Source organism: Enterobacter sp. BNK-34 (assembly GCF_048684445.1).
Classification (GTDB): Bacteria; Pseudomonadota; Gammaproteobacteria; order Enterobacterales; family Enterobacteriaceae; genus Enterobacter; species Enterobacter pseudoroggenkampii.
Genome location: NZ_JBLQUA010000001.1, coordinates 4,337,938 through 4,355,949, shown reverse-complemented (window position 1 = coordinate 4,355,949; position 18,012 = coordinate 4,337,938). Strand labels below are relative to the sequence as shown.

19 protein-coding genes and 1 other annotated feature are annotated in these 18,012 nt (G+C 50.1%); of the genes, 8 read left to right on the top strand and 11 right to left on the bottom strand.

The features are described from left to right. The first annotated feature begins 8 nt into the window (after window positions 1-8). From ACMGG5_RS21535 to ugd, 5 genes are all read left to right on the top strand, one after another. The gene (locus tag ACMGG5_RS21535) at window positions 9-1,088 is read left to right on the top strand and encodes a glycosyltransferase family 4 protein (protein WP_196761049.1); all 1,080 of its coding nucleotides are present in this window, start codon (window positions 9-11) and stop codon (window positions 1,086-1,088) included. Next, complete coding sequence (locus ACMGG5_RS21530) at window positions 1,085-1,897, top strand: glycosyltransferase (protein WP_061714807.1); 813 nt, start codon at window positions 1,085-1,087, stop codon at window positions 1,895-1,897. Before ACMGG5_RS21535 ends, ACMGG5_RS21530 begins: the two co-directional genes overlap by 4 nt. A gap of 21 nt (window positions 1,898-1,918) precedes the next feature. Continuing rightward, window positions 1,919-3,007, top strand: a complete 1,089-nt coding sequence (locus ACMGG5_RS21525; RefSeq protein WP_061714808.1) for an acyltransferase family protein — start codon at window positions 1,919-1,921, stop codon at window positions 3,005-3,007. A gap of 109 nt (window positions 3,008-3,116) precedes the next feature. After that, window positions 3,117-4,523, top strand: coding sequence for an NADP-dependent phosphogluconate dehydrogenase (gene gndA, locus ACMGG5_RS21520; protein WP_024908082.1), 1,407 nt, complete (start codon window positions 3,117-3,119; stop codon window positions 4,521-4,523). A 226-nt stretch (window positions 4,524-4,749) separates the two neighbouring features. Further along, complete coding sequence (gene ugd, locus ACMGG5_RS21515; RefSeq protein ID WP_061714809.1) at window positions 4,750-5,916, top strand: UDP-glucose 6-dehydrogenase; 1,167 nt, start codon at window positions 4,750-4,752, stop codon at window positions 5,914-5,916. Window positions 5,917-5,994: 78 nt separating this feature from the next. Here the strand turns inward: ugd and ACMGG5_RS21510 are convergent, their stop codons facing one another. Together ACMGG5_RS21510 and ACMGG5_RS21505 are read right to left on the bottom strand one after the other, a co-directional pair. Next, complete coding sequence (locus ACMGG5_RS21510) at window positions 5,995-6,549, bottom strand: GNAT family N-acetyltransferase (protein WP_061714810.1); 555 nt, start codon at window positions 6,547-6,549, stop codon at window positions 5,995-5,997. A 35-nt stretch (window positions 6,550-6,584) separates the two neighbouring features. Beyond that, window positions 6,585-7,589, bottom strand: a complete 1,005-nt coding sequence (locus tag ACMGG5_RS21505; protein WP_090419638.1) for an NAD-dependent epimerase — start codon at window positions 7,587-7,589, stop codon at window positions 6,585-6,587. Window positions 7,590-7,782: 193 nt separating this feature from the next. On the opposite strand from ACMGG5_RS21505, the gene wzzB reads away from it, so the two are divergent. Continuing rightward, window positions 7,783-8,763 carry an LPS O-antigen chain length determinant protein WzzB gene (gene wzzB / locus ACMGG5_RS21500; RefSeq protein ID WP_420278489.1) on the top strand — a complete coding sequence of 327 codons (981 nt, stop codon included), beginning with the start codon at window positions 7,783-7,785 and terminating at the stop codon, window positions 8,761-8,763. A gap of 40 nt (window positions 8,764-8,803) precedes the next feature. On the opposite strand, the gene hisIE is transcribed toward wzzB, so the two are convergent. The 9 genes from hisIE to hisL form a co-directional block, all read right to left on the bottom strand. Next, window positions 8,804-9,415 (bottom strand): bifunctional phosphoribosyl-AMP cyclohydrolase/phosphoribosyl-ATP diphosphatase HisIE, encoded by a 612-nt coding sequence (gene hisIE / locus ACMGG5_RS21495; protein WP_208763060.1) that lies wholly within the window; start codon window positions 9,413-9,415, stop codon window positions 8,804-8,806. After that, window positions 9,409-10,185, bottom strand: a complete 777-nt coding sequence (hisF, locus tag ACMGG5_RS21490; protein ID WP_420278488.1) for an imidazole glycerol phosphate synthase subunit HisF — start codon at window positions 10,183-10,185, stop codon at window positions 9,409-9,411. Before hisF ends, hisIE begins: the two co-directional genes overlap by 7 nt. After that, entirely contained in the window at window positions 10,167-10,904 is a 738-nt protein-coding gene (hisA, locus tag ACMGG5_RS21485) for a 1-(5-phosphoribosyl)-5-[(5-phosphoribosylamino)methylideneamino]imidazole-4-carboxamide isomerase (protein ID WP_420278487.1), read from the bottom strand. Before hisA ends, hisF begins: the two co-directional genes overlap by 19 nt. Next, window positions 10,904-11,494, bottom strand: a complete 591-nt coding sequence (hisH, locus tag ACMGG5_RS21480) for an imidazole glycerol phosphate synthase subunit HisH (RefSeq protein WP_032646447.1) — start codon at window positions 11,492-11,494, stop codon at window positions 10,904-10,906. The genes hisA and hisH overlap by 1 nt, the downstream gene beginning before the upstream one ends. Continuing rightward, window positions 11,494-12,561, bottom strand: a complete 1,068-nt coding sequence (hisB, locus tag ACMGG5_RS21475) for a bifunctional histidinol-phosphatase/imidazoleglycerol-phosphate dehydratase HisB (protein ID WP_024908075.1) — start codon at window positions 12,559-12,561, stop codon at window positions 11,494-11,496. Before hisB ends, hisH begins: the two co-directional genes overlap by 1 nt. Continuing rightward, a complete protein-coding gene (gene hisC, locus ACMGG5_RS21470) occupies window positions 12,558-13,619 on the bottom strand; it encodes a histidinol-phosphate transaminase (RefSeq protein ID WP_048992927.1) in 1,062 nt (353 codons plus the stop codon). Before hisC ends, hisB begins: the two co-directional genes overlap by 4 nt. Continuing rightward, window positions 13,616-14,920: a histidinol dehydrogenase gene (gene hisD / locus ACMGG5_RS21465; RefSeq protein ID WP_420278486.1), complete on the bottom strand. Its 1,305-nt coding sequence runs from the start codon at window positions 14,918-14,920 to the stop codon at window positions 13,616-13,618. Before hisD ends, hisC begins: the two co-directional genes overlap by 4 nt. 5 nt (window positions 14,921-14,925) lie before the next feature. Beyond that, window positions 14,926-15,825, bottom strand: a complete 900-nt coding sequence (gene hisG / locus ACMGG5_RS21460) for an ATP phosphoribosyltransferase (protein ID WP_000886595.1) — start codon at window positions 15,823-15,825, stop codon at window positions 14,926-14,928. A 45-nt stretch (window positions 15,826-15,870) separates the two neighbouring features. After that, window positions 15,871-15,994 (bottom strand) — a sequence feature (His leader region). Then, entirely contained in the window at window positions 15,970-16,020 is a 51-nt protein-coding gene (gene hisL, locus ACMGG5_RS21455; protein ID WP_001364200.1) for a his operon leader peptide, read from the bottom strand. It overlaps the preceding feature by 25 nt. 175 nt (window positions 16,021-16,195) lie before the next feature. On the opposite strand from hisL, the gene ACMGG5_RS21450 reads away from it, so the two are divergent. Beyond that, window positions 16,196-17,020, top strand: a complete 825-nt coding sequence (locus tag ACMGG5_RS21450; RefSeq protein WP_024908072.1) for an SDR family oxidoreductase — start codon at window positions 16,196-16,198, stop codon at window positions 17,018-17,020. 41 nt (window positions 17,021-17,061) lie between these two features. Further along, window positions 17,062-17,991: a LysR substrate-binding domain-containing protein gene (locus tag ACMGG5_RS21445; protein ID WP_420278485.1), complete on the top strand. Its 930-nt coding sequence runs from the start codon at window positions 17,062-17,064 to the stop codon at window positions 17,989-17,991. Window positions 17,992-18,012: the final 21 nt, after the last annotated feature.

The following is an 18,012-nucleotide window of genomic DNA, read 5'->3' as shown; positions in this document are numbered from 1 at the left end:
TGATACCTATGAAAATAGCAATGATATTACCTAGCCTTGCAAAAAGTGGTCCTGGGATTCAAGTGGAAGCTTTGTGCAAGCTGCTTACAGCACAGGGTTGTTATGTAGAAATATTTTATTTGCGTGAAAACACAAAGAACAAACTCAATTTTGTTGGGATAAAGAAAAATAGGGTGGATTTTTCTTTAGGTACCATTAATAAATTTCGTGGGTTCGATATTGTTCACAGCCATGGTTTTTTCCCTGATTTATTACTTGTATTGCTGCGCTGCTCTGGAGTTAGAGCAGCATTTGTAACAACAATGCATAACTTTCTTAAAGAGGATATATTTTCAAGATATAAACCAATGAAAGCAAGAATATCTGTCTTTTTATGGAAGCTTGTTCTCTCATTTATCCCTAATAAATTTGTATTCACATCGATAGCGAAAAATTATTACAGTTCTTTTTCAAATGGAGATGTTTATATTGTTAGCAGTGGAATCGATGTGTTAGCAGTTGAAAGTAAAATTGAGGAAAGCTCAGTTCTTGAAGATGAATATATTGAAGCCGCCGCCTCTTTAGTAAAACGAAATCTGAAAATTATTGGTTCAACTTCTATTATTACATCAGGGAAGCATCTGGATACCATCGTCCATGCCCTACCTTTTTTACCGAATCATGCCGCTATTTTTGTCGGCGGTGGTGCCAGGGAAAAAGAGTTAATAGATCTAGCCATTAGTTTGAAGGTTTATGATCGTTGCATATTTACTGGGTTTAGAGCAAACCCACTCCCTTATCTTAAGACATTTGATATTTATGCAATGCCAAGTTCAAGTGAATCCTTTGGGCTAAGTTTATTTGAAGCCATAATTGCTAAGCTTCCAATTATATGTCGTGATTTGCCAGTTTATAGAGAACTCCTGGAAAATGACAATATCTGTTTCTTTGATGGTACTGTTTCAGATTTCGTTAAAGTAGTTAACTCCATGGATACTTGCAATGAAGAATTGATTTCGTCTTTATATAATATGGTTAGTCAAAATTATGACATGTCAGTCGTTGCATCAAAATACCGTGCTTGCTATAGGGATTTAATAAAGAAATGATCGATTTTAGTGTTCTAATGTCCTTATATACTAAAGAGACCCCTGGTAATTTGGAGCAATGCTTTGAAAGTCTTTTTAATCAAACCTATCAAGCTAACGAAATTATTGTAGTGCTGGATGGGCCGATAAACGAACAATTACACTCCGTCATAAATAAGTGGGCGGAGATTTTACCACTACATATTGTTCCACTACCAAATAATGTTGGTTTAGGCAATGCGCTTAATATTGGAATGAAGAGTTGTAATCATGCTCTAATTGCGAGAATGGATACCGATGATATTTGTGTGCCAAATCGCTTTGAGCTTCAGATAAGAAAGTTTAGTGAATCCCCTGAACTTTGTATTTTAGGAGGGGCAATCAGCGAATTTGAAAACGACATTAATATTTCTACCGGCGTTCGAAAAGTACCTGAAACGCATGTGGATATTTTGAAATATGCAGTTTTAAAAAACCCCTTTAATCATATGACGGTTATGTTCAAAAAAGATGAAATTATGAGCGTTGGTGGTTATATGCATCACCATTTTATGGAGGACTATAATTTATGGCTAAGAGTTTTATCAAAAGGGAAAACTGTAGGTAATATAGCTGATATATTAGTCTACGCAAGAACTGGAAATGCTATGTTAAACCGTCGTCGTGGTTTGTCTTATATCCACAGCGAGTTAATACTGGCGAGACTTAAACATAAACTTGGTTTTCAAAATTTTTTATCCGCTTCGTGCATCTTGTTGTTGCGCTCTCTTCCAAGATTGTTGCCAATAACCCTATTTAGAAAAATATATTCAGTCATGCGGAAGCAATGAAAATTCATAGGTTATTTTTTAATGTTAAATAAACATATCTTTAGTTTAACATCACTACGTTTTTTTGCAGCAGTTGGCGTATTTCTGCATCATCTAGGCGTTCTTAATTCAGTTGACAATCCAATAATAAAATCTTTCGCAAGATATTTTTTTTCTGGCTATGCTGGAGTTACTTTTTTTTACATATTGTCCGGTTTTATAATATCGTATAGCTTCAGGAAACATAAAGCGGATGGGTATTTTGATTCTAAGGATTTTATTTTCTTTAGAGTCGTTAGGATATTTCCTGTCCATTGGTTAACATTGTTGTTTTCTTTTTTTGTTTTTAGCCATTTCTCTAATTTTGACTTTTTGCACATCATTGCTCTTATTTTTAACTTTTTTTTGCTGCATGCATTTATTCCATTGGAAGATGTTTATTTTTCATTTAATCCAGTGAGTTGGAGTCTTTCTTGCGAACTTTTCTTTTATTGTAGCTTTGTGTTTTTAGTAGTGTTAAAAACTCGTTTTTTACTAATTTTGTTAGCAATGATACTAGTGCTTCAATTTTATTTCTTGATTCACCCACAAGACCTAGTATCTGATCACTGGCTGTTCTACATAAACCCTTTCTTTAGAATTAATGGATTCATTATTGGTATGCTTTTATGTCGCATGCATGTTTCAAAAATGCCTGTATTGTCTGAAAGTATGTTTAGTTTCATGGAGATATTATCAGTTATTTTGTTAGGGTTGACGTTGTATCTTTCTACTAATTTTATTTCTGATATGAATTTACGCTATGATTTGCTATTTATACCCGCAATGGCATTTATGGTGTTTGTTTTTTCTTATGACGGCGGGGTCATTTCTAAATTATTATCGCATCGTTGTTTTGTTCTTTTAGGAGAGGCATCATTCTCTTTTTATATGATTCATTTAATTGTCATAAGGGTTATTTTTAAAATAACAAATGACAATCATGCTGATGATATCTTAGCTATAATGTTGACGGCTTTAACTGCATTTATTTTGTCTGTTTTAGGATCTGTTATTATATTTAAATTATTCGAGGTTCCTGTTAATAAAGCACTGCGAAATCGATGGTTAAAATTCAGATACAAAAAATAAGGGTTTAGTGTCATCGCTATACTTTGTTCCCAAACTCACATCTTAACTGTATAATCACCATATCTCATATTTAGAAATTACAACTATTCACACCTGACAGGAGTATGTAATGTCCAAGCAACAGATCGGCGTTGTCGGTATGGCAGTGATGGGGCGCAACCTGGCGCTCAACATCGAAAGCCGTGGTTATACCGTCTCCGTTTTCAACCGCTCCCGTGATAAGACCGAAGAAGTGATTGCCGAGAATCCAGGCAAGAAACTGGTTCCTTTCTATACGGTGAAAGAGTTCGTTGAGTCTCTGGAAACGCCTCGTCGTATCCTGTTAATGGTGAAAGCGGGCGCAGGTACCGATGCAGCGATTGACTCCCTGAAGCCTTACCTCGAAAAAGGTGACATCATCATTGATGGCGGTAACACCTTCTTCCAGGACACCATTCGTCGTAACCGTGAACTGTCCGCAGAAGGCTTCAACTTCATCGGTACCGGTGTTTCCGGTGGTGAAGAGGGCGCGCTGAAAGGCCCATCCATCATGCCTGGCGGCCAGAAAGACGCATACGAACTGGTTGCACCTATCCTGACCAAAATCGCAGCCGTGGCTGAAGATGGTGAGCCTTGCGTAACCTATATCGGTGCGGACGGTGCAGGTCACTATGTGAAAATGGTGCACAACGGTATCGAATACGGCGACATGCAGCTGATCGCTGAAGCTTATTCCCTGCTGAAAGGCGGTCTGAACCTCTCTAACGAAGAGCTGGCTGAAACCTTTACCGAGTGGAACAAAGGCGAGCTTAACAGCTACCTGATTGACATCACCAAAGATATCTTCACGAAAAAAGATGAAGAGGGTAAATACCTGGTTGATGTGATTCTGGATGAAGCAGCGAACAAAGGTACCGGTAAATGGACCAGCCAGAGCTCTCTGGATCTGGGCGAACCGCTGTCTCTGATCACCGAATCTGTCTTCGCGCGTTACATTTCTTCCCTGAAAGAGCAGCGCGTCGCGGCGTCTAAAGTGCTGTCTGGCCCACAGGCTAAACCAGCAGGCGATAAAGCAGAATTCGTTGAAAAAGTGCGTCGTGCACTTTACCTGGGTAAAATCGTTTCTTACGCGCAGGGCTTCTCTCAGCTGCGTGCGGCATCAGACGAGAACAACTGGGACCTGAATTACGGTGAGATTGCGAAGATCTTCCGTGCGGGCTGTATCATTCGTGCCCAGTTCCTGCAGAAAATCACCGATGCCTATGCTGAAAATGCCGGTATCGCCAACCTGCTTCTGGCACCGTACTTCAAGAAGATTGCGGACGAATACCAGCAGGCGCTGCGTGACGTGGTTGCCTACGCTGTTCAGAACGGTATTCCGGTTCCAACCTTCTCTGCTGCAGTAGCCTACTACGACAGCTACCGTGCGGCCGTTCTGCCTGCTAACCTGATTCAGGCCCAGCGTGACTACTTTGGCGCGCATACCTACAAGCGCACTGATAAAGAAGGCGTATTCCATACCGAGTGGATGGAATGAGTTAACGCACTCGCTGTCATCGCAACCCGGAGCTCGTCTCCGGGTTTTTTTATGCAAAAACTGCTGCCTTATATTCGAAGTAGTCTGAATCTCATCCCACTCGAAGTGATTACTCCTGGTTTGCCTTGACAGTTCTGTTTGCCAGGAGGTACAAAGCCCAACAGTTATGTTTATCGCGATGGTCAGGTGACCATCAGTACAATTAACTCATAGAAGTCATTAGCGAATGAAAATAACAATTTCCGGAACAGGGTATGTCGGTCTCTCTAACGGCATTCTGATTGCTCAAAACCACGAAGTGGTTGCACTGGATATCGTGCAGGCCAAAGTGGACATGCTCAATCAGAAAAAATCGCCGATTGTCGATAAAGAAATCCAGGACTATCTCAGCAATAAGCCGCTGAATTTCCGCGCCACGACTGACAAAGAAGATGCATATCGCGATGCGGATTACGTCATCATTGCGACGCCTACTGACTACGATCCCAAAACCAACTACTTCAACACCTCAACCGTCGAAGCGGTGATCAAAGACGTTATCGCGATCAACCCTCGTGCGGTGATGGTCATTAAGTCAACGATTCCTGTTGGTTTCACTAAATCCATCAAAGAGAAGTTTGGGATTGATAACATCTTCTTCTCGCCGGAGTTCCTGCGCGAGGGGAGAGCACTTTACGATAACCTGCATCCTTCGCGTATTGTTATTGGCGAACGCTCTGAGCGTGCTGAGCGCTTTGCCGCGCTGCTTCAGGAAGGGGCGCTTAAGAAAGATATTCAGGTGTTGTTTACCGACTCCACTGAAGCTGAGGCGATTAAGCTCTTCGCGAATACCTATCTGGCAATGCGAGTGGCTTATTTCAATGAGCTCGACAGTTACGCAGAGAGTCTTGGACTGAACACCCGTCAGATTATTGAAGGGGTGTGTCTCGATCCGCGCATTGGTAATCACTACAACAATCCTTCATTTGGCTACGGTGGCTACTGTCTGCCAAAAGACACCAAGCAACTGCTGGCAAACTACCAGGCTGTGCCAAACAACCTGATATCGGCGATTGTTGATGCTAACCGTACACGTAAAGATTTTATCTCCGATTCCATCCTTGCGCGTCAACCGAAAGTCGTCGGCGTATACCGTCTGATCATGAAGAGTGGCTCCGATAACTTCCGCGCTTCTTCTATTCAGGGGATCATGAAGCGCATTAAGGCGAAAGGGGTTGAGGTTGTTATCTATGAGCCAGCCATGCCGGAGGATCAGTTCTTCAATTCACGGGTGATCCGCGATCTGGACGCATTTAAGAAAGAAGCCGATGTCATCATTTCAAACCGCATGGCGGAAGAGTTGGCTGACGTGGCGGATAAAGTGTATACCCGCGATCTGTTTGGTAGTGATTAATAAAAAATGTTCTTTAAAAGGACAGACCGTAATGGTCTGTCCTTTTTTATATTTGATGTTAATTGAGGAAAATGTCTTTTATTTAATTAAAATATGCTGAGGAAGGTATTTCTTAAATTTATTCATTGAGTCCTGAATACTGTCTTTCGAAATAGTGAAAAGAATATCATCTTCTGTTTCTTTTTGACGAACAGCACCGAAACGCTCGTGGAACCTAATGACAGAAAGATTACCTTTACGGACATCGAAGTGGGCGCGGGTAAAACCTAATTTCAACGCGTAGTAGTAGACTAAAAGCGCCGACTCAATTGCGAAATGTGAAGGTGCATCCTCATGAATGACCCATGATCCCCAGCAGAAAGAATCTTGTTGCTGATCATAAATTCTTACCGTACCAAAAGGTATATCTTCGAGATCGGTAATGATAAAGTAGGCTTGACCCTCACTTTTCAGATAACCTTCGATCCATTTTTCTTGTGCCTTAGTATCATCAGAGGTCGTGCTTATAAATCGACCCTTTTTCTCATTCGTTCTCAGCGCAACAATGAAAGCTGCGTCATCGATTTTTACATTTCGAAGTTTAACAGAGCGACCTACGATAAGATCTGTCTGGTGAATTACTGGAATAGACATAGCAGTTCCTTTTTGCGTAGACATATTGAATGTATTCAAATTTTATAGAAACGTTTGTACCAGTCTACAAAGTTCTTCACCCCATCTTTAACCGAGGTTTGCGGTTTAAATCCGATCGCGTCATAAAGTGGCTGGGTATCGGCGCTGGTTTCCAGAACATCCCCGGCCTGGAGTGGCATCATATTTTTTTCCGCTTTTTTACCCAGGGCCTCTTCCAGAGCGGTGATGTAGTCCATCAGCTCTACTGGTGAACTGTTGCCGATGTTATAAACCCGATAAGGCGCTGAGCTGGTCGCAGGTGAGCCGGCCTCAACGGTCCAGTTTGGGTCTGACCGAGGAATAACATCCTGAAGGCGAATAATGGCTTCAGCGATATCATCAATGTACGTGAAGTCGCGCTTCATCTTACCGTAGTTATAGACATCGATGCTTTTGCCTTCAATCATCGCCTTGGTAAACTTAAACAGTGCCATGTCAGGGCGTCCCCACGGACCGTATACGGTAAAGAAGCGCAGCCCAGTTGTCGGCAGGTTGTAGAGATGCGAATAGGTGTGCGACATCAGCTCATTGGCTTTTTTGGTCGCGGCATAAAGCGAAACCGGGTGATCCACGGAATCGTCAGTCGAGAAGGGCATCTTGCGGTTGAGGCCATATACGGAGCTGGATGAGGCATAAAGCAGATGCTGAACGTTGTTATGGCGGCAGCCTTCCAGCACGTTGAGATGACCAATAATGTTGGCATCAGCATACACATGTGGGTTTTCAAGGGAGTAGCGTACGCCAGCCTGCGCGGCAAGATGAATCACACGATCAAACTTCTCACTGGCGAAAAGCGTGACCATACCTTCCCGGTCAGCTAAGTCCAGCTTGTGAAAGGTGAAACTCTCAGATTTTAACAGTTCCAGGCGTGCCAGCTTCAGGTTGACATCGTAGTATTCATTAAGGTTATCAATACCGACAACCTGATGACCGGCCTCAAGGAGGCGTTTACTGACATTTGCACCGATAAAACCAGCTGCACCCGTTACCAGAAATTTCATCTCTTCCCTCATAGCCTATATTCTTACAGATGCCATAGCGCATCACATGGCCTCTATGATACCGCGAAGGGAGGTAAGTTACATAACCGATCTTTCCGATATTACTCATCGGATTCTTATAGAAAAATTGCCAGCAATAGATAAACTATGCGAACAACATTATGTTTGCCCTTTTTCATCTGTTAGGGATTGTATGACACAAAACAACAATAGCCAGGTCAGCCGAAGCAATGACCCTGAGCAAATTGATTTATTTGATTTAGTACTGCAACTGTGGCGTGGAAAGTGGACGATAGCAGTCTTTGTTGTTGTTTTTATTGCCCTTGCTATTGGTTTTTTATCTATTGTAAAGGAAAAATGGACGTCAAGTGCAATTATTGCACAACCTGATGCTGCTCAGATAGCCAGCTATTCTAATGCATTGAATATCCTCTACGGTACCGCAGCACCTTCAATGCTTGATAATCAAACACGTGCTATTGGTCGTTTTAACTCCTCATTCTCCGCGTTGTCGCAGGCGCTGGAAAATCAGTCAGTGCCTGAAAAACTTACCATTGAGCCCACGGTTAAAGGACAGCCGTTACCATTAAGCGTCTCCTATACCAGTACATCCGCAGAAGCCGCACAAAAGCAATTGGCGCAGTATATCCAGCAGGTCGATGAGCAAACGGCGAAAGAACTTGCCGTTGACCTTAAGGACAACATCAAGGAACAGATAAAAACCCTGAATGACTCCCTGCAAAACCAGGAGAAGGTTGCTCAGGAGCAAAAAGATCTGCGTATCAAACAGATTGCTGAGGCACTCAAGAACGCTGAAGCAGCGAAAATAACCTCGCCGCAGGTCCAGCAAACCCAAGAAGTGACTCAGGAAACATTGTTCCTGCTGGGTAGCGAGGGGCTGAAATCGATGATTGACAATGAGGCTTCTCGTCCGCTGGTCTTCCCAACGGCCTATTACCAGACCAAGCGAAATCTGTTGGACATCCAGAATCTGAATGTAAACCCTGACACGATCCACGTTTACCGGTATGTCATGAAGCCGGAACTCCCAGTACATCGTGACAGTCCGAAAAAAGCGGTTGTTCTGATTCTTGCCGTGCTGCTGGGTGGTATTATCGGTTCAGGTTTCGTGCTTGGCCGTAACGCCTTACGCAACTACAAACCAACAGCCTGATTTGCAGATTAAAAAAAACCGGGGGTATACCCCGGTTTTTTTATTTGTGACGCTTACGAAGGTTCTCTATCACCGCCGTCAAATCCAGCTCCTGATCCTGCAGCAGCACCAGCAGGTGATACATCAAATCAGACGCTTCATTCGTCAGTTCCTCGCGGTCATGCACGGTCGCGGCCAGTGCTGTCTCAACGCCTTCTTCTCCCACCTTCTGGGCGATACGCTTGGTCCCGCTGGCGTACAGCTTCGCAGTATAAGAACTCTCCGGATCCGCCGTTTTACGCTCTGCCAGCAGCTGTTCCAGTTGATACAGGAACAACCACTGGTGGCTCGTTTCACCGAAGCAGCTGCTGGTGCCCTTATGGCAGGTCGGTCCGATTGGGTTTGCCAGCACCAGCAGGGTATCGTTATCGCAGTCAGGCGTTATGCTGACCACGTTCAGGAAATGACCCGAGGTTTCCCCTTTGGTCCACAAACGTTGTTTCGTGCGCGAGAAAAACGTGACTTTGCCGCTGTCGATCGTTTTTGCCAGCGCGTCCTGGTTCATATACCCCAGCATCAGCACTTCGCCTGAGACGGCATGCTGGACAACTACCGGCAGTAATCCGTCCGTTTTTTTCCAGTCCAGCTGCGCCTGTTGTTGCTCTGTTAACATACCCTGATCTCCACGCCCTGGTCGGCCAGGTACGTTTTTAACTCACCAATATTAATAATCTGTTTGTGGAACACGGACGCGGCCAGCGCACCGTCCACGTTGGCATCGCGGAAGGCTTCGAGGAAGTGTTCCATGGTGCCCGCGCCGCCGGAGGCGATCAGCGGAACGTGGCAGACCGCACGGACTTTTTTCAACTGCCCGAGGTCATACCCGTTACGCACGCCATCCTGGTTCATCATGTTGAGGACAATCTCGCCCGCGCCACGCTTCTGCACTTCCTGCACCCAGTCGAGCGTTTCCCACTGCGTTACGCGCGTGCGGCTTTCGTCACCCGTATATTGATTGACGTGGTACTTGCCCGTTGCGGCGTCATACCAGGTGTCGATCCCGACCACAATACACTGCACGCCAAAACGATCGGCGAGGCGAGTAATCAACTCCGGGTCGGCCAGGGCAGGGGAGTTGATGGAAATCTTGTCGGCACCAAACGAGAGAATTTGGGCCGCATCGTCAGCGGATTTAATCCCGCCCGCCACGCAGAACGGAATATCGATCACTTCCGCCACGCGAGCTACCCAGCTTTTGTCGACTACGCGGCCATCGCTGGACGCGGTAATATCGTAGAACACCAGCTCGTCTGCGCCTTCATCAGCATAGCGTTTTGCCAGCGGAACGATGTCGCCAATGATCTCGTGGTTGCGGAACTGCACGCCTTTCACGACCTGGCCGTCACGTACGTCCAGGCAAGGGATTATCCGTTTTGCCAGCATTGAATCGCCTCCGTCACCGTAAATTTACCTTCCAGTAGGGCTCGGCCCACAATCACGCCCTGTACGCCCGTTCCGCGCAGCGAGGCAATATCGTTTAAATCACCAATTCCGCCCGAAGACTGGAACGCCACCTGCGGATAACGCGCGCAGATCTCTTCATACAGCGAGACGTTGGAGCCCGCCAGCGTACCGTCGCGAGAGATGTCCGTGCATAACACGTGCTTCAGGCCGACGGGGAGATACATCTCGACCAGCGCTTCCAGCGTCACGCCGGAGTTTTCCTGCCAGCCGCTGACCGCCACCTGCTTATTACCCTGTTCGTCAATACGAACATCCAGCGCCAGCACCAGCGCGTCGGCGCCAAAGCGGCGAAACCAGCCTTTTACGATCTCAGGCTCTTTCACCGCGGTTGAACCGACCACCACGCGTGCTACGCCCGCGTCCAGCAGTGCCGCAACGTCATCTTCTGTACGTACGCCGCCGCCCACCTGTACCGGCACATCAACACCGGCAACCAGATTTTTCAGCAGAGGGATCTGGCGTTTTGCCGGGTCTTTCGCACCCGTTAAATCGACCAGATGCAGCACCTGAGCCCCCTGGGCGGCATAATCCTGCAGACGTGGCAGCGGGTCGTTTCCGTAGTCTCGCTGCTGGCCGTAATCGCCCTGGTGGAGACGGACAACCGTGCCGTCAATTAAATCTAAAGCGGGAATAATCATCACATCTCCAGGAAGTTTTTCAGCAGCTGCGCGCCTGCGGCGCCAGAGCGCTCCGGGTGAAACTGCACGCCGAAGAAATTGTCTTTCTGTACGGCCGCGGTAAACGCCTCGCCGTAGGTGCACTGGGCGATCGTATTCACGTTCACCGGCATGGCGTAGCTGTGCACGAAGTAAAAATACGCACCGTCTTCAATGCCGCGAAAAAGCCTGTCGCCCGCTTTGGCGTACACGCGGTTCCAGCCCATATGCGGCAGAGGCAGGCCGTGATCGGTCATTTTCGGCACGTCTTCGTCGATAATGCCCAGCAGGTCAACGCCGTTGCTCTCTTCGCTGCGGCGGCCCAGGATCTGCATGCCCAGGCAAATCCCCAGCACCGGCTGGGTACAGGCTTTGATCAGATCGACCAGCTCGCGTTCGCGAATCTGATCCATCGCGGCCTGCGCGGTTCCCACGCCCGGTAAAAAGAGTTTGTCTGCACGCAGCACCACGTCCGGGTCACGGCTGACCACCGGCTCGTAGCCGTGGCGCGCAATCGCCGACTTTACGGAGTTCAGGTTGGCGCATCCGGTATCCAGAATCACCACGTTCATTACAGCACTCCTTTTGATGAGGGCAGGGCATCGCCTTCCACGCGGATTGCCTGGCGCAGCGTTCGGCCGAAGGCCTTGAAGAGACTCTCTACGCGGTGGTGGTCGTTCTTGCCTTTGGTCTTCAGGTGTAGCGTCAGGCCCATGGTGTAGGACAATGAACGGAAGAAGTGCTCCACCATTTCGGTGCTCAGATCGCCCACGCGCTGGTAATTGAAGTCTGCTTTATATTCCAGATGCGGACGACCTGAGATGTCCATCGCGCAGCGCGCCAGGCACTCGTCCATCGGCAGGACAAAGCCAAAACGGTTGATGCCGCGTTTATCACCGAGCGCCAGCTTGAGAGCTTCGCCCAGCGCCAGGCCGGTATCTTCCACGGTGTGGTGATCGTCAATATAAAGGTCGCCTTTTACCGTGATCTCCATGCGGAAACCGCCGTGGGTGGCAATCTGGTCCAGCATGTGGTCGAAGAAACCGACGCCGGTGTGGATCTTGCTGCCGCCTTCGCGGTCCAGCCAGACCTTCACATCAATCTGCGTCTCTTTGGTGTTGCGTTCAACGTGCGAGAAGCGGTCACGTTTTGTCAGTTGTTCGCCAATCATCGCCCAATTAAGGTTGTTGCGGTCGTAGCGAAGCCCCGCGATGCCCATGTTTTCCGCGAGTGTAATATCGGTGATACGATCGCCGATGACATAGCTGTTGGCCTTATCCAGCACATCCGCCGCCAGATAGCGCTCGACCAGCTTCACCTTTGGCTTACGGCAGTCACACTCGTCGGCCGGCATGTGAGGGCAAATCAGTACCTCATCAAAAACCACACCCTGAGAGGTCAGAACCTGCATCATCAGATTATGCGGGCCGTCAAAGTCTGCCTGCGGGAAGCTGTCGGTACCCAGACCGTCCTGGTTGGTGATCATCACCAGCTTGTATCCGGCTTTTTGCAGCTTAAGCAGCACCGGGATTACGTCAGGTTCGAACGCCAGCTTGTCGAATCGGTCGACCTGAAAATCAGCTGGTGGCTCCGAAATAAGGGTGCCGTCACGATCGATGAAAAGGATCTTCTGGGTCATACTTTCTCCGCTTTCAGGGCGTCAATCACGCGCTGGCTCTCTGCACGGGTGCCGATGGTAATGCGCAGGCATCCGCTCAGAGAAGGTTGTTTATTCTGGTCTCGTAAGATAATGCCCTGATCCCATAAAGATTTAAATACGGCGCTGGAAGCGGTAAAGCGCACCAGGATGTAGTTGGTTTCCGAGTCGAATACCTTCTCCACGCACGGGATATCTTTCAGGGCCGTCACCAGGTACTGACGCTCTTCCAGAATTTGCGCCACGCGTTCACGCATGGCGTTGATGCCCTGCGGCGCCAGCGCCTGTGCGGCAATGTCGGCAACCGGCGTGGAGAGGGGGTACGGAGCGATCACCTTCAGCAGCAGGTCGATGACCTCTTTATTGGCCAGCGTAAAGCCGCAGCGCAGGCCCGCGAGGGCGAAAGCCTTCGACAGCGTACGCAGCACCACCAGGTGCGGATACTCTTCCAGCCAGCCTGCCAGCGTCGCCTGCGGGCAGAACTCGATGTAGGCTTCGTCGGCCACCACCAGCGCTTTGCCTCGCGTCATCTCCAGCAGGGTTCGGATATCCTGCGGGTTGATAATCTGTCCGGTGGGGTTGTTCGGACTACAGACAAACACGACCTTTACGCCGTCAAGATTGTCGGCAATGCCCTGCAGATCCAGCTGCCAGTTCTCCAGTGAGAGCACGTTGCGGCACGCCACCCCGAAGGTTTCCGCGCTGACGCTGTACATGCCGTAGGTTGGCTGGCAGTACATCACCGCATCTTTGCCCGGCTCGCAGAAGGCGCGGATCAGCAGTTCAATGCCTTCATCCGCGCCGCGGCTGACCAGCACCTGCTCCGGCTTCACGCCCGCGTACTGCGCGTAGTTTTCAATCACCGCTTTTGGCTGACACTCCGGATAGCGGTTCAGCGTTTGCTGCGACAGCTCAAACTGCACCGCCGTTGGATATTCGTTGGCGTTCAGCCAGACATCCCCTTTACCGCCCAGACGACGCGCAGACTGATAGGGCGTCAGGCGACGGACATTTTCGCGGGCTAATTCTTCAATGTTCATGCTTGCTCCTTCAGGGCTGCAACGCGCAGCGTAACGGCATTTTTGTGGGCGGTCAGGCGCTCGGCGGCGGCCAGGGTTTCAATAGTAGACGCCAGTGAGGCAAACCCTTCGCGGGAGAGTTCCTGCACGGTCATGCGTTTCTGGAAATCCGCCAGGCCCAGGCTGGAACAGGTTGAGGTATAGCCATACGTTGGCAGCACGTGGTTGGTGCCGGAGGCGTAATCGCCCGCAGACTCCGGTGACCAGTCGCCGAGGAACACTGAGCCCGCGCTGGTAATGCTGTCGACCAGATCGCACGCGTTGCGGGTCTGAATAATCAGGTGCTCCGGGCCGTACTGGTTAGAAATGGCAATGCACTGGTCCAGGTCGCGCGCCACAATCAGGCGGCTGGCCGCTAACGCCTGGCGTGCCGTGTCGGCGCGGGGCAGATCGGCAAGCTGACGCTCCACGGCTTCGCCTACGCGTTTTGCCATATCGGCATCCGGCGTAAGCAGGATGACCTGCGAGTCCGGGCCGTGTTCCGCCTGGGAAAGCAGGTCGGACGCCACGAAGTCCGGCGTGGCGCCGCTGTCGGCAATCACCAGCACTTCAGACGGACCGGCGGGCATATCGATGGCCGCACCGTCCAGACGCTGGCTGACCTGGCGCTTAGCTTCGGTCACGTACGCATTTCCCGGGCCAAAGATTTTGTCGACCTTGGGAATGGATTCTGTGCCGAACGCCAGGGCTGAAATCGCCTGCGCGCCGCCCACTTTATATACCGCCTGCACGCCGCACAGCTTCGCCGCGTACAGGATCTCGTCGGCAATCGGTGGCGGCGAGCAAAGCACCACTTTCTGACACCCGGCAATGCGTGCGGGAGTCGCCAGCATCAGTACGGTGGAGAAAAGCGGGGCAGAGCCGCCAGGAATATAGAGGCCGACGGACGCAACCGGGCGGGTTACCTGCTGGCAACGTACGCCGGGCAGAGTTTCCACATCTACGGTCTGCAGCTTTTGCGCGGTGTGGAAGGTATCAATATTTTTCACCGCTATGGCCATCGCCTGCTTGATGTCATCGCCCAGACGATTGCTGGCATCAATGATTTCCTGCTCGGTAACCCGTAATGCGCCGACTTCCGTCTTATCAAACTTTGCGCTGTATTCCCGCAGCGCGTCATCGCCGCGGGCTTTGACGTTATCCAGAATCTCCGCTACGGTGCGTGAGATGCTCTCTGAGGCGGAAATCGCCGGGCGCATCAGCAGCTCGCGCTGCTGTGCGTCGCTACAGGTATTCCAGTCGATGATTGTGTTAAAGCTCATGGCCATTACTCCATCATCTTCTCAATCGGCAGCACCAGGATGGAGCTTGCGCCCAGCGCCTTCAGTTTTTCCATGGTTTCCCAGAACAGGGTTTCGCTGCTCACCATGTGCATCGCCACGCGCTGCTGATCGCCCGCCAGCGGCAGGATGGTTGGACGCTCGGCGCCAGGCAGCAGGGCAATCACTTCATCCAGACGCTCGGTCGGGGCGTGCATCATGATGTACTTGGACTCACGCGCCTGAATCACGCCCTGAATACGGGTCAGCAGTTTGTCGATCAGCTGCTGCTTAGCGTCGGCCATCTCGCCGTCACGCTGAATCAGGCACGCTTTGGAGCGGTAGATCACTTCCACTTCGCGCAGACCGTTCGCTTCCAGCGTCGCGCCGGTAGACACGAGGTCACAGATGGCGTCCGCCAGACCCGCTCGCGGGGCCACTTCAACAGAGCCGTTCAGCAGACAGGATTTAAACTGCACGCCTTTCTGATCCAGATAACGCTTTAACAGGTGAGGGTAGGAGGTGGCGATACGTTTGCCGTTCAGCGCGGCCGGACCGTCCCAGGCTTCATCAACCGGCGTCGCCAGCGACAGGCGGCAGCCGCCGAAGTCCAGACGACGCAGGGTGAAGTAACGCGGGTCTTCGCCCTGCGCGCGGCGGGTCAGCAGCTCTTCTTCCAGCACGTTTTCCCCGATGATGCCGAGGTCAACGACGCCATCCATGACCAGGCCGGGAATATCGTCATCACGCACGCGCAGAATGTCGATGGGCATGTTTTCAGCCAGAGCAATCAGGCGCTGGGTGTGCAGGTTAATTTTAATCCCGCAGCGGGCCAGCAGTTCGCGTGAATCGTCACTTAAACGGCCTGATTTTTGAATAGCTATGCGTAAACGTGAGTTATCTAACATTCTTTATTCCTCGTTAACCTGTTTTAACCTGTCTGAATTCGGTCCAAAAAAAAGCCCCCGGAAGAAGATCTTCCGGGGGCTTTCTCATGCGTTCATGCACCACTGGAAGATCCAAACGTCTTCCAGCACACATCGCCTGAAAGACTAGTCAGGATGATGGTGATGATGGTGGTGTTTAAATTGAACGCGTGTCATATAAATTCTCGATGAATGCTTATTCATTTGATGTCTTTTAACGTAAACCAGTTGTACGACATATTGCAAGGGCTTTTTTTGATCATTAATTCATTTCATATTGATGCTATGAATTGTGTGTTCTGCCGGGCTGGCGTAGCCTTATAAAAGACGAGTGAGAGTCAGGAGAATTCGCATGAAAAAGGTCGCGATTGTCGGTTTAGGATGGCTGGGAATGCCGCTGGCGATGTCATTAGCCGCGAAAGGCTGGCAGGTGACCGGGAGCAAAACCACGGCGGATGGGGTAGAGGCAGCGCGCATGTGCGGTATTGATGGCGTTGAACTGCGTCTTGAACCGGAACTGGTGTGTGACGCTGACGACCTGGACACGCTGATGAACGTCGATGCGCTGGTGATCACTCTCCCCGCACGGCGCAGTGGCCCGGGCGAGTCGTTTTATCTGCAGGCGATGCAGGAGATTGTCGACAGCGCGCTGGCGCACCATGTTCCCCGCATCATTTTTACCAGCTCGACCTCGGTCTATGGTGAGGTTGAGGGCGTGGTGAAAGAAAGTTCCGAGCGCCGTCCCGTTACGGCCAGCGGTCAGGTTCTGAAAGAGCTGGAAGATTGGCTGCATAATCTTCCCGGCACGCAGGTTGATATCGTACGTCTGGCGGGGCTGGTGGGCCCTGGCCGTCATCCGGGACGCTTTTTCGCCGGGAAGTCTGCGCCAGATGGCCAGCATGTTGTCAATCTTGTGCATCTTGACGATGTTGTTGCCGCGATTGAGCTACTCTTACAGGCTCCGAAAGGTGGACACATCTATAATATATGTGCACCGTCTCATCCGGCGCGCAGCACGTTTTACCCGCTGATGGCACGTCAGCTGGGCCTGGCGCCGCCGGTCTTTGGTGAGGCAAAGGATGACAGTAAAGGCAAAATTGTTGATGGCAATCGCATTTGTCATGAGCTGGGGTTTGAGTATCAGTATCCCGATCCGCTGGTGATGCCCATGGAATAAGTCCCGCAGCGGAGACGATCGCACACCAGAAGGGGGCGAGCATGAAACCGCTGCTGGATGTTCTTATTATTCTGGATGCACTGGAAAAAGAGGGGAGCTTTGCCGCTGCGTCGGCAAAGCTCTACAAAACCCCATCTGCGTTGAGCTATACCGTTCAAAAACTGGAAAGCGATCTCAATATCCAGATCCTCGATCGCTCTGGGCACCGCGCGCGGTTTACCCGTACCGGGCAAATGCTGCTGGAAAAGGGACGCGAAGTCCTCCATACCGTTCGTGAACTCGAAAAACAGGCCGTAAAACTCCACCAGGGCTGGGAAAACGAGCTGGTGATTGGCGTGGATGATACTTTTCCCTTTTCTCTCCTGACGCCGCTGATTGAAGCCTTTTATCAACACCACCGCGTGACCCGACTCATTTTTATAAACGGCGTGCTGGGAGGCTCCTGGGATGCCTTAACCCAGGGCAGGGCGGATATTTTTGTCGGTGCACTCCACGAGCCTCCCCAGTTGAGCGAGTTTGGTTTTGCGCGTCTGGGCGTGCTGGAGCAGGTGTTCGCCGTGGCGCCCCATCATCCGCTGGCTCAGGAGCCTGAGCCGCTTAACCGCCGCGTGATTAAAGGCTACCGCGCGATTGTGGTGGGGGACAGCTCTCGTCCGGAATGTGCGGTTTCCTCGCAGCTGCTTGACGAGCAGGAGGCTATCACCGTTTTCGACTTTAAAACCAAGCTGGAGCTGCAAATCAGCGGCCTGGGTTGCGGCTATTTACCCCGCTATCTGGCACAGCGGTACATTGACAGCGGTGCGCTTGTTGAAAAACAGGTACTTGCTCAAAACAGCCATGAATCGGTATGGGTGGGCTGGAATGAACAGACCTCCGGGCTGGCCAGCGCCTGGTGGCGGGACGAAATTTTAGCAAATAGTGCTATCGCCGCTGTATATGCTCAGGGCAGTGTCGAGAAATCAGCCAGTTAGGAAAAAGAAAATTACCCGCTG